The following is a 19,022-nucleotide window of genomic DNA, read 5'->3' on the forward strand; positions in this document are numbered from 1 at the left end:
AGACCGCATTCCAATGTGGGAGCGGGCTTGCTCGCGAAGGCGTCGTAACAGACGCCATACACCTTTAAGCCTGCCACTTCATCAGGAGTCTCTATGACCCGAACCATCCCCGAACCGGACCTTGCTTACCTGCAAAAAGTGCTGCTGGAAATGCTCGCGATCCCCAGCCCCACCGGGTTCACCGACACCATCGTGCGCTACGTCGCCGAGCGCCTGGAAGAACTGGGCATTCCGTTTGAAATGACGCGGCGCGGCACCATTCGCGCCACCCTCAAGGGCCAGAAGAACAGCCCAGACCGTGCGGTGTCCGCGCATTTGGACACCATCGGCGCCGCCGTACGCGCGATCAAGGACAACGGCCGCCTGAGCCTGGCGCCGGTAGGCTGCTGGTCGAGCCGATTTGCCGAAGGCAGCCGCGTCAGCCTGTTTACCGATAACGGTGTGATCCGTGGCAGCGTGTTGCCGTTGATGGCCTCCGGGCACGCCTTCAACACCGCCGTGGACGAAATGCCGGTGAGCTGGGACCACGTGGAGCTGCGCCTGGACGCCTACTGCGCGACCCGCGCCGATTGCGATTCCCTGGGGATCGGCATCGGTGACTACGTGGCCTTCGACCCACTGCCCGAATTTACCGAAAGTGGGCACATCAGCGCCCGACACCTTGACGACAAGGCGGGCGTCGCTGCCCTGCTCGCCGCGCTCAAGGCTATTATCGACAGCGGCGAACCGCTGCTGATCGACTGCCACCCACTCTTCACGATTACCGAGGAGACCGGCAGCGGCGCAGCGGCCGCCCTGCCTTGGGATGTCAGTGAGTTCGTCGGCATCGATATCGCCCCCGTCGCCCCCGGCCAGCATTCCAGTGAACATGCGGTGAGCGTGGCGATGCAGGATTCGGGGGGGCCGTATGACTATCACCTGTCGCGGCATTTGCTGCGCCTGGCGTCTGATAACGAGTTGCCGGTGCGCCGCGACCTGTTCCGCTACTACTTCAGCGATGCACACTCGGCCGTGACCGCCGGCCATGATATCCGCACCGCGTTGCTGGCGTTTGGCTGCGACGCGACTCACGGCTACGAACGCACCCATATCGATAGCCTCGCGGCGCTGAGCCGCCTGCTGGGCGCGTATATTCTCAGCCCGCCGGTGTTCGCCAGCGACGCACAACCGGCCCAGGGTTCATTGGATCGGTTCAGTCATCAGATTGAACACGATGCACAAATGGAGAGCGACACGCGGGTGCCATCGGTGGACAGCCTGGTGGGCAACAAGTCCTGAGACTGGCAACTGCGGTCCCGGCGCAGTAGCATCGCCGGGACCCATCACCCGAGGCTTGTATGCTGATTCCCTACGACGCGCTTGAAGTCGACACCCTGACCCGCCTCATCGAAGACTTCGTCACCCGTGACGGCACCGACAATGGCGACGACACGCCCCTGGAGACCCGCGTATTGCGCGTGCGCCAGGCGCTGACCAAGGGGCAGGCGCTGATCGTGTTCGACCCCGAGAGCGAGCAATGCCAGTTAATGCTCAAGCACGACGTGCCCAAGCATCTGTTCGACTGAAAATGCGCTAAGGGTTGGGGGCCGCGTGCAGCTCGGCGGCTTGGCGTTCGAGGATTTTCTGGTAGACCTCGGCGCGATGAACATGCACCCCGGCCGGCGCTGCAACACCGAACTTCACTTGGTTACCGTTCAACTCGAGGATGTGCACGGCGATGTCATCGCCAATGGAGATGACTTCGCCTACAGCGCGGCTTAAGACCAGCATGGCGGTTGTCCTTTTAGAATGACAGGACCTCGACCATGCGCGCTGGCTGTGGGTGCATCAATGCCTTGCGGTGAAATCAGGCACTCCCTACATACGCAGGTAACTTGCCTGACAGACTGCCACCTGATCAGCCTTTAACCGCCTGCGCCTTAGCACGCATCTTGTCGGCCATGGTGGTCATCTCGTCATAGAGCAACTGCGGGTTCTTCTGCTTTAACGCCCACGCCATCCGCCCTTGCTCATGGGGCAGGATCATGAATTCGCCTGCTGCGACGCGCTGATAAATGTAATCGGCAATGTCCGCCGCCGAAATCGGCGAGCTCTCAAGCAGTTTGCCCACTTGCGCCTTCATCGCCGGGGTCGGCCCGCGGAACGAGTCGAGCAGGTTGGTCTGGAAGAACGACGGGCAGACCACGTGCACGCCGACTTCCTGCTGCTTTAGCTCCACCAGCAGACTTTCCGACAGCGCCACCACGCCGGCCTTGGCCACGTTGTAGTTACTCATGGCCGGGCTCTGCATCAATGCCGCCATAGACGCGATGTTGATGATGCGGCCCTTGCTCTTTTCCAGCAGGGGCAGGAACGCCTTGCAGCCCTTGACCACGCCCATCAGGTTGATTGCGATCTGCCAGTCCCAGTCTTCCAGGGACAGTTCGGCGAAGAACCCACCCGACGCCACGCCTGCATTGTTGACGATCACATCGATGCCACCCAGTTTCACCTCGCAAGCCTGGGCAAAAGCGGTGAGCTGGCTGTAATCGCGCACGTCACAGCGTTGCACAAAACCGTCGCCGCCCGCCTCGCGCACGCGCTTGAGGGTGTCCTGCAAGCCCGGCTCGCTGACGTCAGACAAGGCCAATTGCCAACCTTCGCGGGCCCAGCGCAGAGCGATTTCGCGACCCAGGCCGGACCCGGCACCAGTGATCATCATGCGATTTTGCATAGGAGGTAGCCTTGTGGTTCACGGAAGAAGTGACCGGCAGTGTAGCGAAGGTTTTTCCTACACCCACCCACCATCAGAGTGATGAATGCCCCTGGCAAACCGGCAGCTGGGTCGAATATTTGCCTATAGCCTAAGTTCAATATTTTTCAACTAGCAAAGCCAATTTGCGAACGCATTAAAAGAAATAAGCACGTGCGCGAAATGCTTTAAAAAAATACTGAATTTTTCGCAAGGGGCAATAGTCGGAGTTGTTAAGGCGTCCGTAAGTTAGCTGTCGGGCCTACCGTTAAATAACCGGTCTTTGCAGAAAGCCAATAAGGAAAAAACCATGAGCCTCATTCTGATCATTATCCTGATCCTCCTGCTGGTCGGTGGTCTGCCAGTGTTCCCTCACTCACGTAACTGGGGTTACGGCCCGTCGGGTATCCTCGGGGTGGTATTGGTAGTGCTGCTGGTGTTGATGTTGCTCGGCCGGATATAAAGCCCTGGTAGCAAAAAAACAGCAAAAAAAGAGGCCTTGAAAAAGGCCTCTTTTTTATTGCCGGTTAATTAGTCCGGCTTGCCGTCAACCACACCGGCAGTGTTATCCAACAGGCTCTTGGTCGCCGTCTGTAGGAACGACTCAAGTTTCTGCCTCAATGCCCCCTCGTCCGGCGATTCAGGAATCACCTTACCGGTCGGATTGGCGCCCAGCTCATATTCCCAAAGCTTGGGTGGCATTTCCTTCGGCAGCACCAGAATGCGATCGCCGGTAACCAGCGCCACTGTCTGGTCGCTGCCCGACGGTTTGATCACGCCGAAGCCTTTATCGCCTTCCGGCAGGTTCAGCAGGTCGCGCCCCCAGCACTGGTGCAGGGTTTCGCCACCCAGGCGGCCCATGATGGTCGGCACGATGTCGATCTGGGTGCCCACGGTGTGGTCACGCTCGCCGAACTTCTCCTGCATGCCCGGTGCGATCATCAGCATCGGCACATTGAAGCGACCCAGGTCCATTTCGGTGATCTGCTGTTCGTTGCCAAAGCCGTGGTCGCCGACAATCACGAACAAGGTTTCCTTGAAGTACGGCTCCTTGCGGGCCTTTTCAAAGAACTGGCCCAAGGCCCAGTCGGAGTAGCGCATCGCCGTCAAATGCTCGTCGAGGCTGCCACGCCCCGTGACCTTCTCGACCGGTAATGGCGTCGGCAAGGCATACGGCGTGTGGTTGGACAAGGTTTGCAGCAAGGCATAGAACGGCTTGCCACCTTCGCGGGCTTTCAGCTCTTCCAGGCCACGGTTGAACATGTCCTGATCGGACACGCCCCACGTCGGGTCGGAGAACACCGGGTCAACGAAGTCGTTGCGACCAATGAAGTTGGTCATGCCCTGGTTGCTGAAGAAGCCCGATTGGTTATCCCAGGCGAAGTCACCGTTGTAGACATACACGTCGTCAAACTTGCGCGCGCTGAGCAACTGCGGCAGGCCTGACAGCTTGTGGCTGCCTTCCGGGGTCTGCATCAGGTATTCGAACGCCGGCAGGTTGGGGAAACACGCCATGGTGGCGAACATTCCCTGGTGAGTGTGCGTGCCGTTGGAGAAAAAGCGGTCGAACAACAGGCCTTCCTTGGACAGTTTGTCGAAGTACGGCGTGATGTTACCCGGACGACCCAGGGCGCCCACCGAGTGACCGGCGAAGCTTTCCATCAGGATCACCACGACGTTCTTGATCGGCAGGGTTTTCTCTGCCGGTGGGGTGAACTCACGGCGCACGGCGGCGGTGTCGGTATCCACCAGTTTTTCCATCGGCAGCACCAGCATGTCGCGCACAGTCTGGGTCGCCAACGGCTGTTCCAGCGTCGCCTTCCAGGTGTTATCACGATGCTCGGAGAACCGTGCCTTGGCCGCGCCGACCAGTGACAACGTGCCATTCAGGCCCAGTTGGTTGGCGAAGTTCGAGTCGGTGGTGTAGACGTCACCCCAACGCAGCGGCGGGCCTTGGCGCAGGGTGCCACGTGCGGCGATTACAGCGACCAACAGGCAGACCACGAACACCGCAATACGCGTGTACCACGGCGCTACTTGGCGGGTGCCGATGCTGCCACCGCTGAACGGCCCGCGTGGGCGCGTTGCACGGTCTGCACCTTTAAAGGCGATGCTCAGGATCAGCGTGCCCACGGCCCAGGCCAGCAGGTAGCGCACCACCGGGAAACCGTACCAGAGCATGCTCATCACGGTTTTCGGGTCTTCTTTCACGTACTGGAACACCAGGCCGTTGAGGCGCTGGTGGAACTCGCGATAGAAGTCCATTTCCATCAGGCCCAGGAACAGCGCGATGCTGGACGCCACAGTCAGCCAGAAACGGAAGAACCCGCGAGCAGCCATCGCCCGTACGCTGAACAGTGCCAACAGCAATGGGATGATCAGGTACACCACCAGGCGCAGGTCCAGGCGCAGGCCGTTGGCGAACGCTTCAAGGAAGGTCGAGGCCGGCGTGTCGAGGATCATCTCGCGGTTGTACACCAGCAGCGCCAGGCGCAGCAGGGAGAACATCACCATCATGACCAGTGCGCAGAGCAGCGTGTATGCCAGATGGGATTTGACGGTCGGTTGCAGCAGGCGATTTGAAGCTCGCTGCTGATTCAGGGCGTCCGGGTTTGCCATGTCGTTTTAGGACCCATTGGAAGTTTAAGTTGCGAAATATTGCTGCGGCATCCTGCCCACGCCCAAGCGTGTAGGAACGGGGGGGGTAAGCGCGTTGGCGCAAATGGTGCCCGATGAATGCCATCAACGCTATTGATTACTGAGGAAAAACACTTCTTTGTAGTGCTTTCGCCGGCCGGCGACAGAGCCGTCCTACAAGGAAACAAAGCGAAGGGAATTGTCCGGAAGGCTGTGTGAAAATTCTGTACAGCGAATATTTCGACACAAAAAAATGTGGGAGGGGGCTTGCCCCCCTCCCACATTGACTACGGCCACTCTATGTTGAGTGGGCAGTTTTACCGTCAGATCCGCACGTTGCCACGCGGCCCGGCGATTGCCCAAATGATCAAGCCCAGCACCGGCAACAACAGGATCAGCAAAATCCACAGCACCTTGGCGCCCGTGCTGGCACCGCTTTTGAATACATTGATGATCGCCCAGATATCCAGCGCCAGGATGATCAGCCCGATCAGGCCATTGAAAGTCGAACCCATGGTGTTGCTCCTAAGTGAGGGCATGCCCTTGTAGGATAGTCAGCCCTGGCCGGGGTTCCGTTTTATTTCAGACGTGCACGGCGATCTTCAGCGCTTCCAGGGACGGCTCGCCCTTGATGCCGACTTCGGCGCACAACGCCAGCACACGCGGCAGGTCGTTGCCGTAGACGAGCACGGCCTGGATCTCGTCGTCCAACAGTTGGCTGAAGTTGAGCAACACGTAGCCGCCATCTTCCGGGCTGAGGGCACTCATCTGGATCTGGATGCGGTTCAGTGCAGTCAGGTCTTCGGTCTTGGCCAGTTGCTTGGGCTTGAGGTTGAACGCCACGCCTGGGCCGAACGAAGCGACGATCTGTGCGAACAGGTCGCCGTAGGTGTCGGCCTGGAACAACACGGTGTCCGGCAGGCTGCCGACCACGATCCATTCACCCAAAGGAATCGGGAAGGTATCGTCGTAGTTGATGTCCGGGTTGACCGCCAGAAACGCCGCCGGGTCCGCGTAGGCCTGGGCCGCTTCATCGGCGATACGCGCCACTTCGTCCTCGCCCATGACGCCGGCGCTGATTTTGCTGATGAGTTCGACGAGGGCGGTTTTCATGGGCATGGTCCTGTAGCGGGCTGGTTTTTCAGGGCGCGTAGCCTACACCAGTTTCTGCAACTGCGCCGCCGTATCCACTGCGCCCATGGTCTGCGCCGCCGCCAACGCCGTCGCGCCCTGGGCATCCGTCGCCTTGGGGTTGGCGCCCTGGCCGAGCAGGTAGTCGACCATCTCCACGCGGTTGAACATTGCCGCCATCATCAAGGCGGTACGGCCGTCCGAGGAGGAGGCGTCCACTGGCGCGCCACCTTCGATCAGCGCCTGAACCACCGGCAAGTTGCCCTTGAACGCAGCTCCGGCGATCGGCAACTGGTTCTTATCATTGGCGATCAGCGGGTCAGCCTTGAACTCCAGCAGGACTTTTACCGCTTCGGCATGGCCGTGGTAGGCCGCGAGCATCAACAGGGTGTCGCCGTTATGGTTACGAAAATTGGCTGGCAAGCCTTTGGCCAGCAGCGCGGCGAGCATGGCGGCGTCGCCTTTGCGGGCGACGTCAAAGACCTGCTCGGCAAATTCGGCGGCTTCATCATCGGTCATTTGTTTGGGTTGATCTGACATGTGGGGCTCCTTGTCCTGATACTGAATAGGCGCCAGTGTCGCGAGGGAGTTCCCACCTGTCATGGCTTTTTTGTCAAAAGGCGCCATAGGCAGAATCAATAACGCTACAGTTAATAACGGAAATGGCCGGCCTGGATCTGCGCCAACAATGGCCCCGTCACCGGGACATAGCAGTCCGAACCCGGCAGCCAGGCGTACACCGGATCATTGCCTGCCTTGTCCGGGTCGAACGCCTCCTCCTTGAGCCGCACCTTCTGGTATTTGAAGGTGCCGGTGGTTTCCATCTTCACCTTGATCCGCAGGAACAACGGCACCGCATAGTGCGGCAACTGGCCGTGGGCGAACTGCAGCAACTCGCGCATATCGAGGGCGGCCAGGGACTCGCTCGGGGTAATGGCGACCATGCCGGCACGGCCGTTGGTGTTTTCGATTTCCACACCATAAGCCACGACCTCGGCGATCTGCGGATGTTGCAGCAGGACATTCTCAACTTCAGTGGTGGAGACGTTTTCGCCCTTCCAGCGATAGGTATCCCCTAGACGGTCGACGAATTGCGCATGGCCAAAGCCAATGCTGCGCACCAGATCGCCGGTGTTGAAGTAGCGGTCGCCCTTCTCGAACACATCGGTGAGGATCACTTTGCGGTTCTTTTCCGGGTCGGTGTAGCCATCATAAGGCGACTTTTCATCGATCCTGGCCAGCAACAATCCCTGTCCGCCTGTCTTCACTTTGTGCAGGAAACCATCGCTGCCGCGTAGCGGCTCACCCGTATCGTGGGTGCAGTCCACCAGCGCCCAGTGCTGCAGGCAAAAGCCGACGGTATTGTCGAAGTTCAAGACGTTGGTGAAGCCGATATTGCCGTCGCTGGCGGCATACAACTCGCACACATGATCGACGCCGTAACGCGCCTTGAAAGGCGCCCACACGCCAGGACGCAGGCCATTGCCGACCATCTTGGTCACGCGGTGATCACGATCGTTTTCGCTGGCTGGCTGGTCGAGCAGGTAACGGCACAACTCACCGACATAACCGAGGGTGGTCGCCTTGAATCTACGCACGTCGTCCCAGAACTGGCTGGCACTGAACTTACGCCGGATGGCAAACCCCGACGCTCCGACAATCGCCGAGCCCCAGCACACGCACAGGCCGGTGGCGTGATAGAGCGGCAGCGTGCAATAGAGGACGTCGTCCGGGCCCATGTCCAAGGCAATGCTGCCGAAGCTGACGGCGGTCTTGGTCCAGCGGCCGTGCTTCATGATGCCGGCCTTGGGCAGGCCCGTGGTGCCGGAGGTGTAGATATAAAAGCAGGGGTCGTTGAAGAAAATCTGCGCGGTGCTCGCCGGGTTAGTCGCCGGGCTCTCGGCGCTGGCAGCGATCAGGTCGATGTAACCGTGCGGCACTGTACTGCCGTGTTGCTCGGCGACATACCAAGTGCGTGTTGCCTCGATCGCCACCTCATTACGCACGACTTCATAGGCGGCCACCAATTCCGCCCCCACCACAATCGCCACGGGGTTCACCAGGTTAAGGCTGTGCACCAGCGCCGCTTGGGTTTGCGCCGTATTGAGCATGGCGCAGATGCCGCCCAGCTTGGCCACCGCCAACACGTTAAGCAGCAGTTCGGGACGGTTTTCGATAAACATCGCGACTACATCACCCTTGCCGATGCCCTGGCCTTGCAGGTGATGGGCAATGCGGTTGGCGCGTTGGTTGGCTTCGGTGTAGCTGAGGACGCGGTCGGCGTACAACAAGGCGGCGCCATCCGGGTTACGCAAGGTGGCTTGTTCAAAGTGCCAGCCCAGGCCGCAGGGTTGCTGCGGGTCTGTGACATTGGCGGCACGCATGCCGCGTACCACGCGTGGTAGCGCACGAACAATGGCAGGCACCTTACGCAACATCATGCCCCAAGTGATCATGTCGTTTCGCGGATGGCTCATGGGAACGTCCTTTTTCTTATTCTTCGTAAACCTTGCAGGAAAGTACGTCAGCGCCTCTTCGGCTGTACACGCAGGATTTGAAAAGTTTTGTATCCCGATGAGCGACCGCGGAAAAATGGAATTTAGCGACGCGCAGGCAGTCTTTAAAACTGATGGGGCCCCTGTTCAGGCCTGATGAACAACGCAAAATGCAGGATGCATGATGGCCATTCATGCAAATTGCACGAAACTGAAATTTCTGAATTTTTACAAATAACTGATTTATAAGAATATTTTTATAAACTAGTAGCTGGCACAATCACTGCACGTATCACTCCATGCTTGCCAACTTGAGCCAACGGAGCTGATAGACATGAGCCTGATCCAAGATAAATTCGCTTCAGTATTCTCCAACTACGACGTCACCACTCAGCCACGTCCTGACGGCGGCATCCTGTTGACCCTGCGCAACAGCGAAGGCAAACAGGTGAAACGCTCGATCTCCTACCAGCAGTTGCACACTGCCGACCAATTGACCTGGGTGATCAGCGCCATTCGCCGCGACCTCGCCGAACAAGCCAGCGACCTGCCGCAGATTTCGATGTTGCAGAGCCAAAACCGCTTTGCCCTGCCGACGTACCATTCGGCTTAAGCCTCAGACAAAGTAAAGGGCCGCGACACTGTTGAGTGTCACGGCCCTTTTTTATGCCTTCAGCAAAGCCCCTGACGGGCGGCTTCATTCATTGCCTGCACGCGGTTGGTCACTTCCAACTTGCCGTAGATATTGCGCAAGTGGAATTTTACCGTGGCTTCTGACGTGGCGCGTATCTTACTGATCTCCCACACAGTCTTGCCTTCCGAGGCCCAGCGCAATATTTCCAATTCTGTCGGGGTCAGCGACTTGCCCGCCAGGTTAATGCGTCGCCTGACAGCATTGGGTACCGAATACGGCGGTAGAAACGATTCCCTCGGGCCTCTCATTGCATTCTCTCCATGTTATTGGTCGACGTCTTATCACCCTTCGGATTCCTCCTATTGACAGGTGACATAAACGCTAATGCCGGAGAGAGTTACATAAGGAATGGTATTAAGGCGCAGGCCCGGAAATAAACAGCAATCCCCTACAGAAGTTTAAGTTTCTTCCCACAGGAACTTCCAACGTACGGGGGTTGAAGTTTCTGATGGGCCGCAATTAATCGTCCAAACCGGGAAAACGCCGGGCAATACCATCACCTGTGAATTCAGGTACCCACCCTTTCTCCGTATTGAACAACCGCAACGCTACGACGTGCGGGTTCTCACCCATGTCAAACCAGTGCGCAATACCGGCGGGAATCACCAGCAGGTCGTTTTTCTCGCAACGCACGGCGTACACGTAGTCGCCAATGTGCAGGGCGAACAGGCCCTGGCCAGCAATGAAAAAACGCCCATCGTCTTCACTGTAGCGGCGCTCGTCCAAAAACTGTGCACGCTGTTCAGACTTTTGCGCGTGATCGCCGGTAACGCGCAGCACCTCTACAGAGCCGTAGCCGAGAGCATCGATCTGCGTCTGATACGCCGCGATCAGTTCAGCATCGCTGGCACCCTGCTCAATCGGGCTCGGCTGCCAGCGCTCAAAGCGCACGCCATGCTCGGCCAGGGTCGCGGCGATGTCATCGAAATGGGTCAAGACCTTGTTCGGAGTGTCCGGTGTAGCGACGGAGTAGACAGCGACGTAGCTCATTGGAGGGTTCCTTGGTTCTGCTCTTGCAATCGAAGACCGATGATAACGGCGGCGGCCAGGGCGGCCACGCTGGCGATGCTGAAGGTCAGGGTCGGCCCCAACAGGTTCCAACTGTAGCCCGAATACAGCGCGCCCAGCGCACCGCCGGTACCGGCGAGGGCGGCATACAGTGCCTGGCCCTGGCCTTGTTGTTTGTCGCCAAAACTGCGCTGCACAAAGGCAATCGCTGCCGCGTGAAAGCTGCCGAAGGTGGCGGCGTGCATCACCTGCGCCAGCAACAGCACCCAGAAAAATTCGGCAAACGAACCCAACAACAGCCAGCGCAGCGCCGCCAGCAGGAAACTGGCGAGCAACACCCGGCGTACCGAAAAGCGCGAGAGGATACGACTCATGGCGAGGAACATCAGCACTTCCGCCACGACACCCAACGCCCACAACAGGCCGATCACACCACGGCTGTAACCCAGGTGTTCTAGGTGCAGGGTGAGAAAGGTGTAGTACGGGCCGTGGCTCATTTGCATCAACGCCACACAGGCGTAAAACGCCAAGACGCCCGGGCTGCGCAATTGTTTCAGGAACCCCTCGCCTGCCAGGCGATTACCCTGGGTCGCGGGCTGCGCGTTCGGCACCCACAGGCTGGCGCCGATGATGCCGGCCATGATCACCACAACCACCACCGGGTAGATGTCCAGGCTCAGCCAGTCGAACAGGCGGCCCATGATGACCACGGTGAGGATAAAACCAATAGAGCCCCAGAGGCGGATCTGGCTGTAGCGCGAGGTTTGTTTGTGCAGGTGTGCGAGCGTGATCACTTCAAACTGCGGCAGCACTGCGTGCCAGAAGAACGCATGCAGCGCCATCACCAGCGCCAGCCAGGCGTAGGTATGACTGACGAAGATCAGCGAAAAACTCGCCAGGGTGCACACCGCGCCAACGCGCACGATGGCCAGGCGCTGGCCGGTATAGTCACCCAGCCAGCCCCACAGGTTGGGCGCCACGCAGCGCATCAGCATGGGGATGGCCACCAGCTCGCCGATGCGCGCGCTGGAGAAGCCAAGGTGATCGAAGTACAACGCGAGGAACGGCGCTGTCGCCCCAAGCAGGGCGAAGTAGAACAGGTAGAAGCTGGAGAGGCGCCAGTATGGGAGAGGGGATGTCATGCAGGGGGCCGCTTCGCGGCCCAGCGCGAGCAAGCTCGCTCACTACAACAAGCTGTCACAGCTGGCCCAGCACCGGGGTGGTTACGTGGACGTCGGCATTTTGACCACGGTTGCGCAGCAGGTGGTCCATCAACACGATGGCCATCATCGCTTCGGCAATCGGCGTGGCGCGGATGCCGACGCAGGGGTCGTGGCGGCCCTTGGTGATCACGTCCACCGGGTTGCCGTGCACATCAATCGAACGGCCCGGTGTGGTGATGCTTGAGGTCGCCTTGAGCGCCAGGTGCGCAACGATCGGCTGGCCGGAGGATATACCGCCGAGGATGCCGCCCGCGTTGTTGCTGAGAAAACCTTGCGGAGTCAGCTCGTCGCGATGCTCGGTGCCGCGCTGGGACACGCACGCGAAGCCGGCGCCGATTTCCACGCCTTTGACGGCGTTGATGCTCATCAGCGCGTGGGCCAGTTCGGCGTCGAGGCGGTCGAAGATCGGTTCGCCCAGGCCCGGTTTAACGCCTTCGGCAACTACGGTGATCTTGGCGCCGACCGAATCCTGGTCGCGGCGCAACTGGTCCATGTAGGCTTCCAGTTCCGGCACCTTGTCCGGGTCGGGGCTGAAGAAAGCGTTGTCTTCCACGCTGTCCCAGGTCTTGAACGGGATTTCAATCGGGCCCAGCTGGCTCATGTAGCCGCGGATCACGATGCCCTGGGTCGCCAGGTATTTCTTGGCAATGGCGCCGGCAGCCACACGCATGGCGGTTTCGCGGGCCGAGCTGCGGCCACCGCCACGGTAGTCGCGTTCGCCGTATTTGTGGTGGTAGGTGTAATCGGCGTGGGCCGGGCGGAACAGGTCCTTGATCGCCGAGTAGTCCTTGGACTTCTGGTCGGTGTTGCGGATCAGCAAGCCGATGGAACAGCCGGTGGTACGCCCTTCGAACACGCCGGAAAGAATCTCGACTTCGTCGGGCTCCTGGCGCTGGGTGGTGTGGCGGCTGGTGCCGGGTTTGCGACGATCGAGGTCACGCTGCAAGTCTGCCACGGACAGCTCGAGGCCAGGCGGGCAGCCGTCGACAATGGCGACCAACGCCGGGCCATGGCTTTCGCCCGCGGTGGTGACAGTGAACAGCTTGCCGAAGGTATTGCCGGACATGCAGGGCGCTCCGTGAAATCAGTTGAATCAAGTCAACTGTAATAACTTAAGGCCGCCAGTATACGCAGGCCAACCGACTAGTTCATCCTCGAAACCTTACCGGTAGACCTTGGTCCAACCGGCACCTCTCTGATGATGGCGCGATGATGCTGCGAGTTCTACTGTTGACCCTTACCCTGTTTTCCAGTCTTGGCTTTGCCGCCTCCCCCGTTGTGTTGCAACGCCCCATAAGCCTGGACACCGGTAGCGGCGAGCTGTTTGGTTCACTCCTACTGCCCAAATCCGACAAGCCAGTACCCGTGGTGCTGATCATTGCCGGCTCCGGCCCCACCGACCGCAACGGCAACAGTGCCGACGGCGCGCGCAACGACAGCCTCAAGCGCCTGGCCTGGGTGCTGGCGCGGCATAACATCGCCAGCGTGCGCTACGACAAGCGTGGCGTGGCTGCCAGCCTGGCCGCCACGCCGGATGAGCGCAACCTGACACTGGACGCTTATGTCGCGGACGCCGTGGCCTGGGGCAAACGGCTCAAAGCCGACAAACGCATGGGCCCGCTGATTGTGCTCGGTCACAGTGAAGGCGCCCTGGTAGCAGCCCTCGCCGCGCCGCAACTGGACCCCGCCGGCGTGATTTCCCTGTCCGGCAGCGCACGCCCGGTTGACCAGGTGATCCGCCAACAGTTGGCCGATCACCTGCCGCCTGCCCTGCTGCTGCGCAGCAATCAGATCCTCGATCACCTCAAGGCAGGCCAAATGGATATGGATGTGCCTGGCCCACTGGAAGGCATTTTCCGACCCAGTGTGCAGCCGTATCTGATCAGTCTGTTTCGCGCCGATCCGTCGGCCGCCTTCGCCAAGCTGGGCATGCCAGCGCTGATCATCCAGGGCACCAACGACATCCAAGTCGGTGTGGGCGATGCCCAGCAACTGAAAAAGGCCAAGCCCGACGCCCAGCTTGCGGTGATCGAGGGCATGAACCACGTGATGCGCATCGTGCCCAACGACGTGAAACAGCAATTGGCCTCCTACAACGACCCGCAATTGCCACTTGCCGCTGAGCTGAGCAGTCGCCTGGTGCGTTTTATCGACGGACTTCAACCCCATTAAGCGGCAATTTGCCTCCAGTCTTGGAAAAAACGGCCGATAAGCCCAGGGTCGACAGTAAAAAGACTGTCGGTTTGCTGGGCTTGGACAGGATCGCGCCGCATGACAACCACTGAAGCAACACCGGAACCTACTGCCGAAACCTCGGCTGAAAAAACCGAGGCCGTCGACGCGGCGCCCCTGCCATGGGCGGATGTTCAGGCCGAGCATTTCAAGATGCTGCGCCTGGCCCCCTTGGCCACCGACCGGGCCACGGGCGTGCGGCCGTTGCGGTTCGTGCAATTCGGTTACGCCGAGCGCAATGACAAGCACCATAGCCTGCTGCGCATGGTCATCCAACTGCCGGGCCAGCGCGTGCGCCGTGAGCAGAATCACCTGGATATCTGGGTCGACCACGACAAGCACCGCGTGCACTTCGGCCCGGGCAACAGCCTGGAAATCGAACCGGCGAACCGCGGTATCGGCCGCTTCCTGGTCGCCCAAGCCGCCGCGTGGGCGAAGAAGAAGTGGTCGCACTATCGCGTCGACGGCGTGGACCTGTCCAACAAGGACGCATTGAACGAAGCGACACGCCTGCGCCGCGATCACTTCTTGCGCATCCAGGGTTTTGATGTGGCCTACGCCGACGTGCAGCACCTCAAGGGCAATGTGCAGCCGGGCAAGGTCAGCGACGTGCTGGACAGCTGGAACACCGAGAAGGTGCAGTTCGTGGAGATTCTTGAAGCAGCGCAGATGCTGCAACAGGCCGAACAGAACCTGATGGAACAGGAAGTGAAGCTGCGCAAGGAAGAGGAAAAAGTCACCAAGTTCAAGCGTGAGGACAGCGGGTTACGTTTTACCATCACGTGCCTGGTGGCGTTTACGGTGTTTCAGGCGGGGTTGTTGATCTGGATTGCGACGCACCGCTGACAGCCGCTGAAATGCGGTCAAACATGTGGAAGCTGGCTCCCACATTGACCGCGTTTCTATCTTGCGATTAGGTTAAACGCGGGCGGCAAACACCGCCTGATGTTGGCGGCACTGCTCCGCCGTCAACATAAACACCCCATGCCCACCGCGCTGGAAATCCAGCCAGGCAAAATCCACTTCCGGGTACAACGCTTCGACGTGGACCTGGCTGTTGCCCACTTCAACCATCAGCAACCCCTTCTCGGTCAAGTGGTCCGCCGCTTCGGCCAGCATGCGCCGCACGAGGTTCAAGCCATCATCGCCGCAAGCCAGGCCCAGCTCCGGCTCGTGCTGGTATTCGTCAGGCATGTCGGCAAAGTCTTCGGCATCCACATACGGCGGGTTGGACACGATCAGGTCAAAGCGCTGGCCCGGCAGGCCGTCGAAGCCGTCGCCCTGTACGGTATACACGCGCTCATCGACGCCATGACGCTCGATGTTCTGGTTAGCCACTTCCAGGGCTTCGAAGGACAAGTCCCCCAGCACCACCTCGGCGTCCTGGAACTCGTAGGCACAGGCGATGCCGATGCAGCCGGAGCCGGTGCACAGGTCGAGGATGCGTGCCGGTGGCTGGGCCAGCCAAGGCGCGAAGCGGTTTTCGATCAGCTCGCCGATCGGCGAACGCGGGATCAGCACGCGCTCATCGACGATAAATGACAGGCCACAGAACCAAGCCTCGCCAATCAGATAAGGCGTCGGCACGCGTTCGTGGATCCGGCGGTGCAGCAACCGTTGCAGGTGCGCGACTTCCTCTTCTTCCAGGTTGCAATCCAGGTAACTGTCGGCAATTTCCCATGGCAGGTGCAAGGCACCGAGCACCAATTGCCGGGCATCGTCCCAGGCATTGTCGGTGCCATGGCCAAAAAACAGGTCTTCCCCATGAAAACGGCTGACAGCCCAACGGATATGGTCGCGCAAGGTGCGCAGGCGGGAAGTGGTCACGGGGGCAAGCTCCTGGAAAAAACGACTGGCGATTCTAACAGCCTTAGCCCGTACCGACGATGTACGAAAACCTGTCGCCACCCGTCGGAATTCATGCAAATTGCCATCATTGTGTTAAACAAGCCCACCTATTGACATGGCTGCACGTCAACAACGGCGTACCTTACGATCGTAGCGATTCACAGAACCGCTCAGCCAGTGGACAATGTCGCAAAAGCCCCCCTCACAGGAGCCCCAGAATGTCCGTTCCAAAGACGATGTTTCAACTCAGCGGTCGCGGTTACGCAGCAGCGAACCTTGCCCATGCGACTCTCGTGATCATCGACGCCCAGAAGGAATACCTCAGCGGTCCACTCGCCCTCTCGGGCATGGACGCGGCTGTCGAAAACATCAAGCAACTCGTTGCAGCGGCACGCAATGCCGGGCGACCGATCGTGCATGTACGCCATCTGGGCACCGTGGGTGGCCTGTTTGACCCCCAGGGCGAGCGCGGTGAGTTCATTCCCGGCCTCGAGCCTCTTGGCGACGAAACCATCATCGGCAAGCTGCTGCCCAGCGCCTTTCACGGCACGGGCCTGGAAAAACACCTGCAAGACCTCGGCCCCCTGGACTTGATCGTCTGCGGTTTCATGAGCCACTCCAGCGTCAGCACCACCGTGCGTGCCGCCAAGAACCTGGGCTTTCGCTGCACCCTGGTGGAAGACGCCTGCGCCACCCGTGACCTGCCTTACAAAGGCGGCATCCTGAGCGCCGAGCATGTGCAGCAAACTGAAATGGCGATCATGGCCGACAACTTTGCCACTCTCGCGCAGACCAAAGATCTGATCTGATCGACCTTTTGATGAGCGGCGCGACAGTGTTTATTGCCCCGCTCATCCGCAAAGCCTTTTCATTTGGCGCATTTACCCCTCCCCCCGGAACAACCTGTGTATTGTCCGGTCGAAGGGCCGATACCCTGGAGGAAAGGTCGGAATGAAGATATCCGATGGTTTTGATGCTCGTCGCTTGCGCCCCAAGGGCCCGAGCAACTGGCGTCTGCGCCTGGTGGCCGGCATTGCCGCGCTGCTGGCGATTATTGGTGTGCTGTTGGCTGGTGCTGGTGGCGCCGGTCTGTTTGGTCACTCGCCGGCCCTTGGCGAGCTGAATGCCAGCCCTGGCGGTTCGGCGATTCTGTTGGTGATCGGGTTGTTGGTGCTGTGGCTGGGCGTGTGGTTGTGGCGGCGCAGCCGTCGGAAAATGCGCCAGCCGTTGTCGCTGAACATCGCTTCGCATCTGATGAAAAAGCACGACTGATGGCGCTTGGATAGCGTTTCCTGCGCCCTGGCCGCCGCGATTTAGGTAAACTGCCCGCCCTTCGCGGAGGCCAACATGCACGACGACGACTTTTCCCTGTTCAAAAACGAGCTGCGCGGCGTCAAGCCGATCAAGCACGATCGCGCCGACACCGGCAAACCCAAGGCCGACCGGGCGCAGCTCGCCAAACTGCGCCAGGCCGCGACCGTGCGCACCGACGCCACCACCGTGGATGGCCTGTCGGACCAGTTCGTGATCGATGTCGGCCCCGAAGACGAGCTGATGTGGGCTCGCGATGGCGTGCAGGAAAGCCAGATGCGCAAGCTCAAGGCCGGCCAGATCCCCTTCGAAGGCAGCCTCGACCTGCACGGCATGACCGTGGAAAAAGCCCGCGAAACCCTCTGGGCCTTCCTGGCCGAAGCGACCAAATTCGAAATCCGCTGCGTGCGCGTTACCCACGGCAAAGCCGTGCGCCTGGACGGCAAGCGGCCAATGATCAAGAGCCACGTCAACACCTGGCTGCGCCAGCACGCCCAGGTGCTCGGCTTTACCTCGTGCCAGGCCCGCCACGGCGGCGCGGGGGCAGTGTATGTGATGCTCAAGCGCACCATGATGGAAGGGCGTGACGAGTAACAAGTGCCCTCGTCAGGCTTGCAGCGATGTGTCCGCCACCGTAACCTTGCGCTTTGCGAAAACCCCACAGGTAGTTTCATGTCCCTGGAACAAAATTACACCGCGATCCTCGGCCAACTCGGCGAGGACGTTTCCCGCGAGGGCCTGCTCGACACGCCAAAACGTGCCGCCAAGGCGATGCAGTACCTTTGCCGCGGCTATGAACAGACGCTCGAAGAAGTCACCAATGGTGCCTTGTTCAGCTCCGACAACAGCGAAATGGTGCTGGTCAAGGACATCGAGTTGTACTCGCTGTGCGAACACCACCTGCTGCCGTTTATCGGCAAGGCCCACGTGGCGTATATCCCGAGCGGCAAGGTGCTGGGCCTGTCAAAGGTTGCGCGGATCGTCGACATGTACGCCCGTCGCCTGCAAATCCAGGAGAACCTCAGCCGCCAGATCGCCGATGCCGTGATGCAAGTGACCGGCGCCCTGGGTGTGGCCGTGGTGATTGAAGCCAAGCACATGTGCATGATGATGCGCGGTGTCGAGAAACAGAATTCGTCGATGATCACCTCGGTGATGCTGGGTGAGTTCCGCGAAAACGCGGCCACCCGCAGCGAATTCCTCAGCCTGATCAAGTAACAGGCTGCATACGAAAAAGCCGGCGTTCATCGCCGGTTTTTTTTCGCCTGCCAAATTGAGGTAAGCTGCGGCCCCTTCTGTATCGGGCAAGAGGTTTCAGCCATGTTCGTCAAAGCACTTCGAGTGGGCCTCGGCCACGTCATCATCGCGGGCGACTTTCTTACCCGTCCGCGCAAAAAGCAGCGCCCTGCCGAGCAGCAGGCGTTGGTGAATGCGGCAGCCAAGGAGCTGACGCTCTATCAATTCCATGCCTGCCCGTTCTGCGTGAAGACCCGCCGCACCCTGCACCGCCTGAATGTGCCGGTGGCATTGAAGGATGCGAAGAACAACGAGCAGGACCGCCAGACCCTGCTGGAGCAAGGCGGCAAGATCAAAGTGCCGTGCCTGCGTATCGAAGAAAATGGCCAGACCACCTGGATGTATGACTCCAAGGTGATCATTGATTACCTGGACAAGCGGTTTGCAGCGGTCTGAGAGGGTTACGCCGATCCCAC

The 19,022-nt window shown here is 59.9% G+C and carries 23 protein-coding genes; 11 read left to right on the forward strand and 12 right to left on the reverse strand.

The window, feature by feature from the left end; translation table 11 throughout:
• Positions 1–93 precede the first annotated feature (93 nt).
• Entirely contained in the window at positions 94–1,278 is a 1,185-nt protein-coding gene (locus HU722_RS20150; RefSeq protein ID WP_065873320.1) for an osmoprotectant NAGGN system M42 family peptidase, read from the forward strand.
• A 59-nt stretch (positions 1,279–1,337) separates the two neighbouring features.
• On the forward strand, positions 1,338–1,565 hold the full coding sequence (locus HU722_RS20155; protein ID WP_003192759.1) for a YheU family protein: 228 nt from the start codon (positions 1,338–1,340) through the stop codon (positions 1,563–1,565).
• A gap of 7 nt (positions 1,566–1,572) precedes the next feature.
• On the opposite strand, the gene csrA is transcribed toward HU722_RS20155, so the two are convergent.
• Both csrA and HU722_RS20165 read right to left on the reverse strand, forming a co-directional pair.
• Positions 1,573–1,770: a carbon storage regulator CsrA gene (gene csrA, locus HU722_RS20160; protein ID WP_049712242.1), complete on the reverse strand. Its 198-nt coding sequence runs from the start codon at positions 1,768–1,770 to the stop codon at positions 1,573–1,575.
• A gap of 127 nt (positions 1,771–1,897) precedes the next feature.
• Positions 1,898–2,713 (reverse strand): SDR family oxidoreductase, encoded by an 816-nt coding sequence (locus HU722_RS20165; RefSeq protein ID WP_065891059.1) that lies wholly within the window; start codon positions 2,711–2,713, stop codon positions 1,898–1,900.
• Positions 2,714–3,041: 328 nt separating this feature from the next.
• Here HU722_RS20165 and HU722_RS20170 point away from each other — a divergent pair, with 328 nt between their 5' ends.
• Positions 3,042–3,194: a DUF3309 family protein gene (locus HU722_RS20170; RefSeq protein WP_065873322.1), complete on the forward strand. Its 153-nt coding sequence runs from the start codon at positions 3,042–3,044 to the stop codon at positions 3,192–3,194.
• A gap of 68 nt (positions 3,195–3,262) precedes the next feature.
• Here the strand turns inward: HU722_RS20170 and HU722_RS20175 are convergent, their stop codons facing one another.
• The 5 genes from HU722_RS20175 to HU722_RS20195 all read right to left on the reverse strand — a co-directional run bounded on the left by HU722_RS20175 (position 3,263) and on the right by HU722_RS20195 (position 8,976).
• On the reverse strand, positions 3,263–5,350 hold the full coding sequence (locus HU722_RS20175; RefSeq protein WP_065873323.1) for an LTA synthase family protein: 2,088 nt from the start codon (positions 5,348–5,350) through the stop codon (positions 3,263–3,265).
• Positions 5,351–5,691: 341 nt separating this feature from the next.
• The gene (locus HU722_RS20180) at positions 5,692–5,883 is read right to left on the reverse strand and encodes a PLDc N-terminal domain-containing protein (RefSeq protein WP_003172956.1); all 192 of its coding nucleotides are present in this window, start codon (positions 5,881–5,883) and stop codon (positions 5,692–5,694) included.
• Positions 5,884–5,950: 67 nt separating this feature from the next.
• Positions 5,951–6,481, reverse strand: a complete 531-nt coding sequence (locus HU722_RS20185) for a hypothetical protein (protein WP_065873324.1) — start codon at positions 6,479–6,481, stop codon at positions 5,951–5,953.
• A gap of 42 nt (positions 6,482–6,523) precedes the next feature.
• Entirely contained in the window at positions 6,524–7,039 is a 516-nt protein-coding gene (locus tag HU722_RS20190) for an ankyrin repeat domain-containing protein (protein ID WP_065873325.1), read from the reverse strand.
• A 110-nt stretch (positions 7,040–7,149) separates the two neighbouring features.
• A complete protein-coding gene (locus tag HU722_RS20195) occupies positions 7,150–8,976 on the reverse strand; it encodes a long-chain-acyl-CoA synthetase (RefSeq protein ID WP_065891060.1) in 1,827 nt (608 codons plus the stop codon).
• A 352-nt stretch (positions 8,977–9,328) separates the two neighbouring features.
• On the opposite strand from HU722_RS20195, the gene HU722_RS20200 reads away from it, so the two are divergent.
• Positions 9,329–9,607, forward strand: coding sequence for a DUF3509 domain-containing protein (locus HU722_RS20200; protein ID WP_010208870.1), 279 nt, complete (start codon positions 9,329–9,331; stop codon positions 9,605–9,607).
• Between the two features lie 59 nt (positions 9,608–9,666).
• Here the strand turns inward: HU722_RS20200 and HU722_RS20205 are convergent, their stop codons facing one another.
• From HU722_RS20205 to aroC, 4 genes are all read right to left on the reverse strand, one after another.
• Positions 9,667–9,936, reverse strand: a complete 270-nt coding sequence (locus HU722_RS20205; protein ID WP_049712233.1) for a response regulator transcription factor — start codon at positions 9,934–9,936, stop codon at positions 9,667–9,669.
• 211 nt (positions 9,937–10,147) lie between these two features.
• Entirely contained in the window at positions 10,148–10,678 is a 531-nt protein-coding gene (locus HU722_RS20210) for a 1,2-dihydroxy-3-keto-5-methylthiopentene dioxygenase (RefSeq protein ID WP_065873327.1), read from the reverse strand.
• Positions 10,675–11,838 (reverse strand): MFS transporter, encoded by a 1,164-nt coding sequence (locus HU722_RS20215; RefSeq protein WP_065873419.1) that lies wholly within the window; start codon positions 11,836–11,838, stop codon positions 10,675–10,677. The genes HU722_RS20210 and HU722_RS20215 overlap by 4 nt, the downstream gene beginning before the upstream one ends.
• A gap of 55 nt (positions 11,839–11,893) precedes the next feature.
• Complete coding sequence (gene aroC, locus HU722_RS20220) at positions 11,894–12,985, reverse strand: chorismate synthase (protein WP_049712231.1); 1,092 nt, start codon at positions 12,983–12,985, stop codon at positions 11,894–11,896.
• A gap of 143 nt (positions 12,986–13,128) precedes the next feature.
• Here aroC and HU722_RS20225 point away from each other — a divergent pair, with 143 nt between their 5' ends.
• Together HU722_RS20225 and HU722_RS20230 are read left to right on the forward strand one after the other, a co-directional pair.
• Complete coding sequence (locus HU722_RS20225; RefSeq protein ID WP_065891061.1) at positions 13,129–14,091, forward strand: alpha/beta hydrolase; 963 nt, start codon at positions 13,129–13,131, stop codon at positions 14,089–14,091.
• Between the two features lie 99 nt (positions 14,092–14,190).
• Positions 14,191–14,997: a hypothetical protein gene (locus HU722_RS20230; RefSeq protein WP_065880818.1), complete on the forward strand. Its 807-nt coding sequence runs from the start codon at positions 14,191–14,193 to the stop codon at positions 14,995–14,997.
• A 72-nt stretch (positions 14,998–15,069) separates the two neighbouring features.
• On the opposite strand, the gene prmB is transcribed toward HU722_RS20230, so the two are convergent.
• A complete protein-coding gene (prmB, locus tag HU722_RS20235; protein WP_065873330.1) occupies positions 15,070–15,978 on the reverse strand; it encodes a 50S ribosomal protein L3 N(5)-glutamine methyltransferase in 909 nt (302 codons plus the stop codon).
• 239 nt (positions 15,979–16,217) lie between these two features.
• Between prmB and HU722_RS20240 the strand changes: the two genes are divergently transcribed.
• The 5 genes from HU722_RS20240 (at position 16,218) to HU722_RS20260 (ending at position 19,002) form a co-directional block, all read left to right on the forward strand.
• Positions 16,218–16,808, forward strand: coding sequence for a cysteine hydrolase family protein (locus HU722_RS20240; RefSeq protein ID WP_065880816.1), 591 nt, complete (start codon positions 16,218–16,220; stop codon positions 16,806–16,808).
• Between the two features lie 142 nt (positions 16,809–16,950).
• The gene (locus HU722_RS20245; RefSeq protein ID WP_065873331.1) at positions 16,951–17,271 is read left to right on the forward strand and encodes a hypothetical protein; all 321 of its coding nucleotides are present in this window, start codon (positions 16,951–16,953) and stop codon (positions 17,269–17,271) included.
• 75 nt (positions 17,272–17,346) lie between these two features.
• Positions 17,347–17,904: a Smr/MutS family protein gene (locus HU722_RS20250; RefSeq protein ID WP_065873332.1), complete on the forward strand. Its 558-nt coding sequence runs from the start codon at positions 17,347–17,349 to the stop codon at positions 17,902–17,904.
• A gap of 78 nt (positions 17,905–17,982) precedes the next feature.
• Positions 17,983–18,528, forward strand: coding sequence for a GTP cyclohydrolase I FolE (gene folE, locus HU722_RS20255; RefSeq protein ID WP_003442011.1), 546 nt, complete (start codon positions 17,983–17,985; stop codon positions 18,526–18,528).
• A gap of 102 nt (positions 18,529–18,630) precedes the next feature.
• Positions 18,631–19,002, forward strand: a complete 372-nt coding sequence (locus HU722_RS20260) for a glutathione S-transferase N-terminal domain-containing protein (protein WP_065873333.1) — start codon at positions 18,631–18,633, stop codon at positions 19,000–19,002.
• Positions 19,003–19,022 lie beyond the last annotated feature (20 nt).

The organism is Pseudomonas tritici (assembly GCF_014268275.3).
Taxonomy (GTDB): Bacteria; Pseudomonadota; Gammaproteobacteria; order Pseudomonadales; family Pseudomonadaceae; genus Aquipseudomonas; species Aquipseudomonas tritici.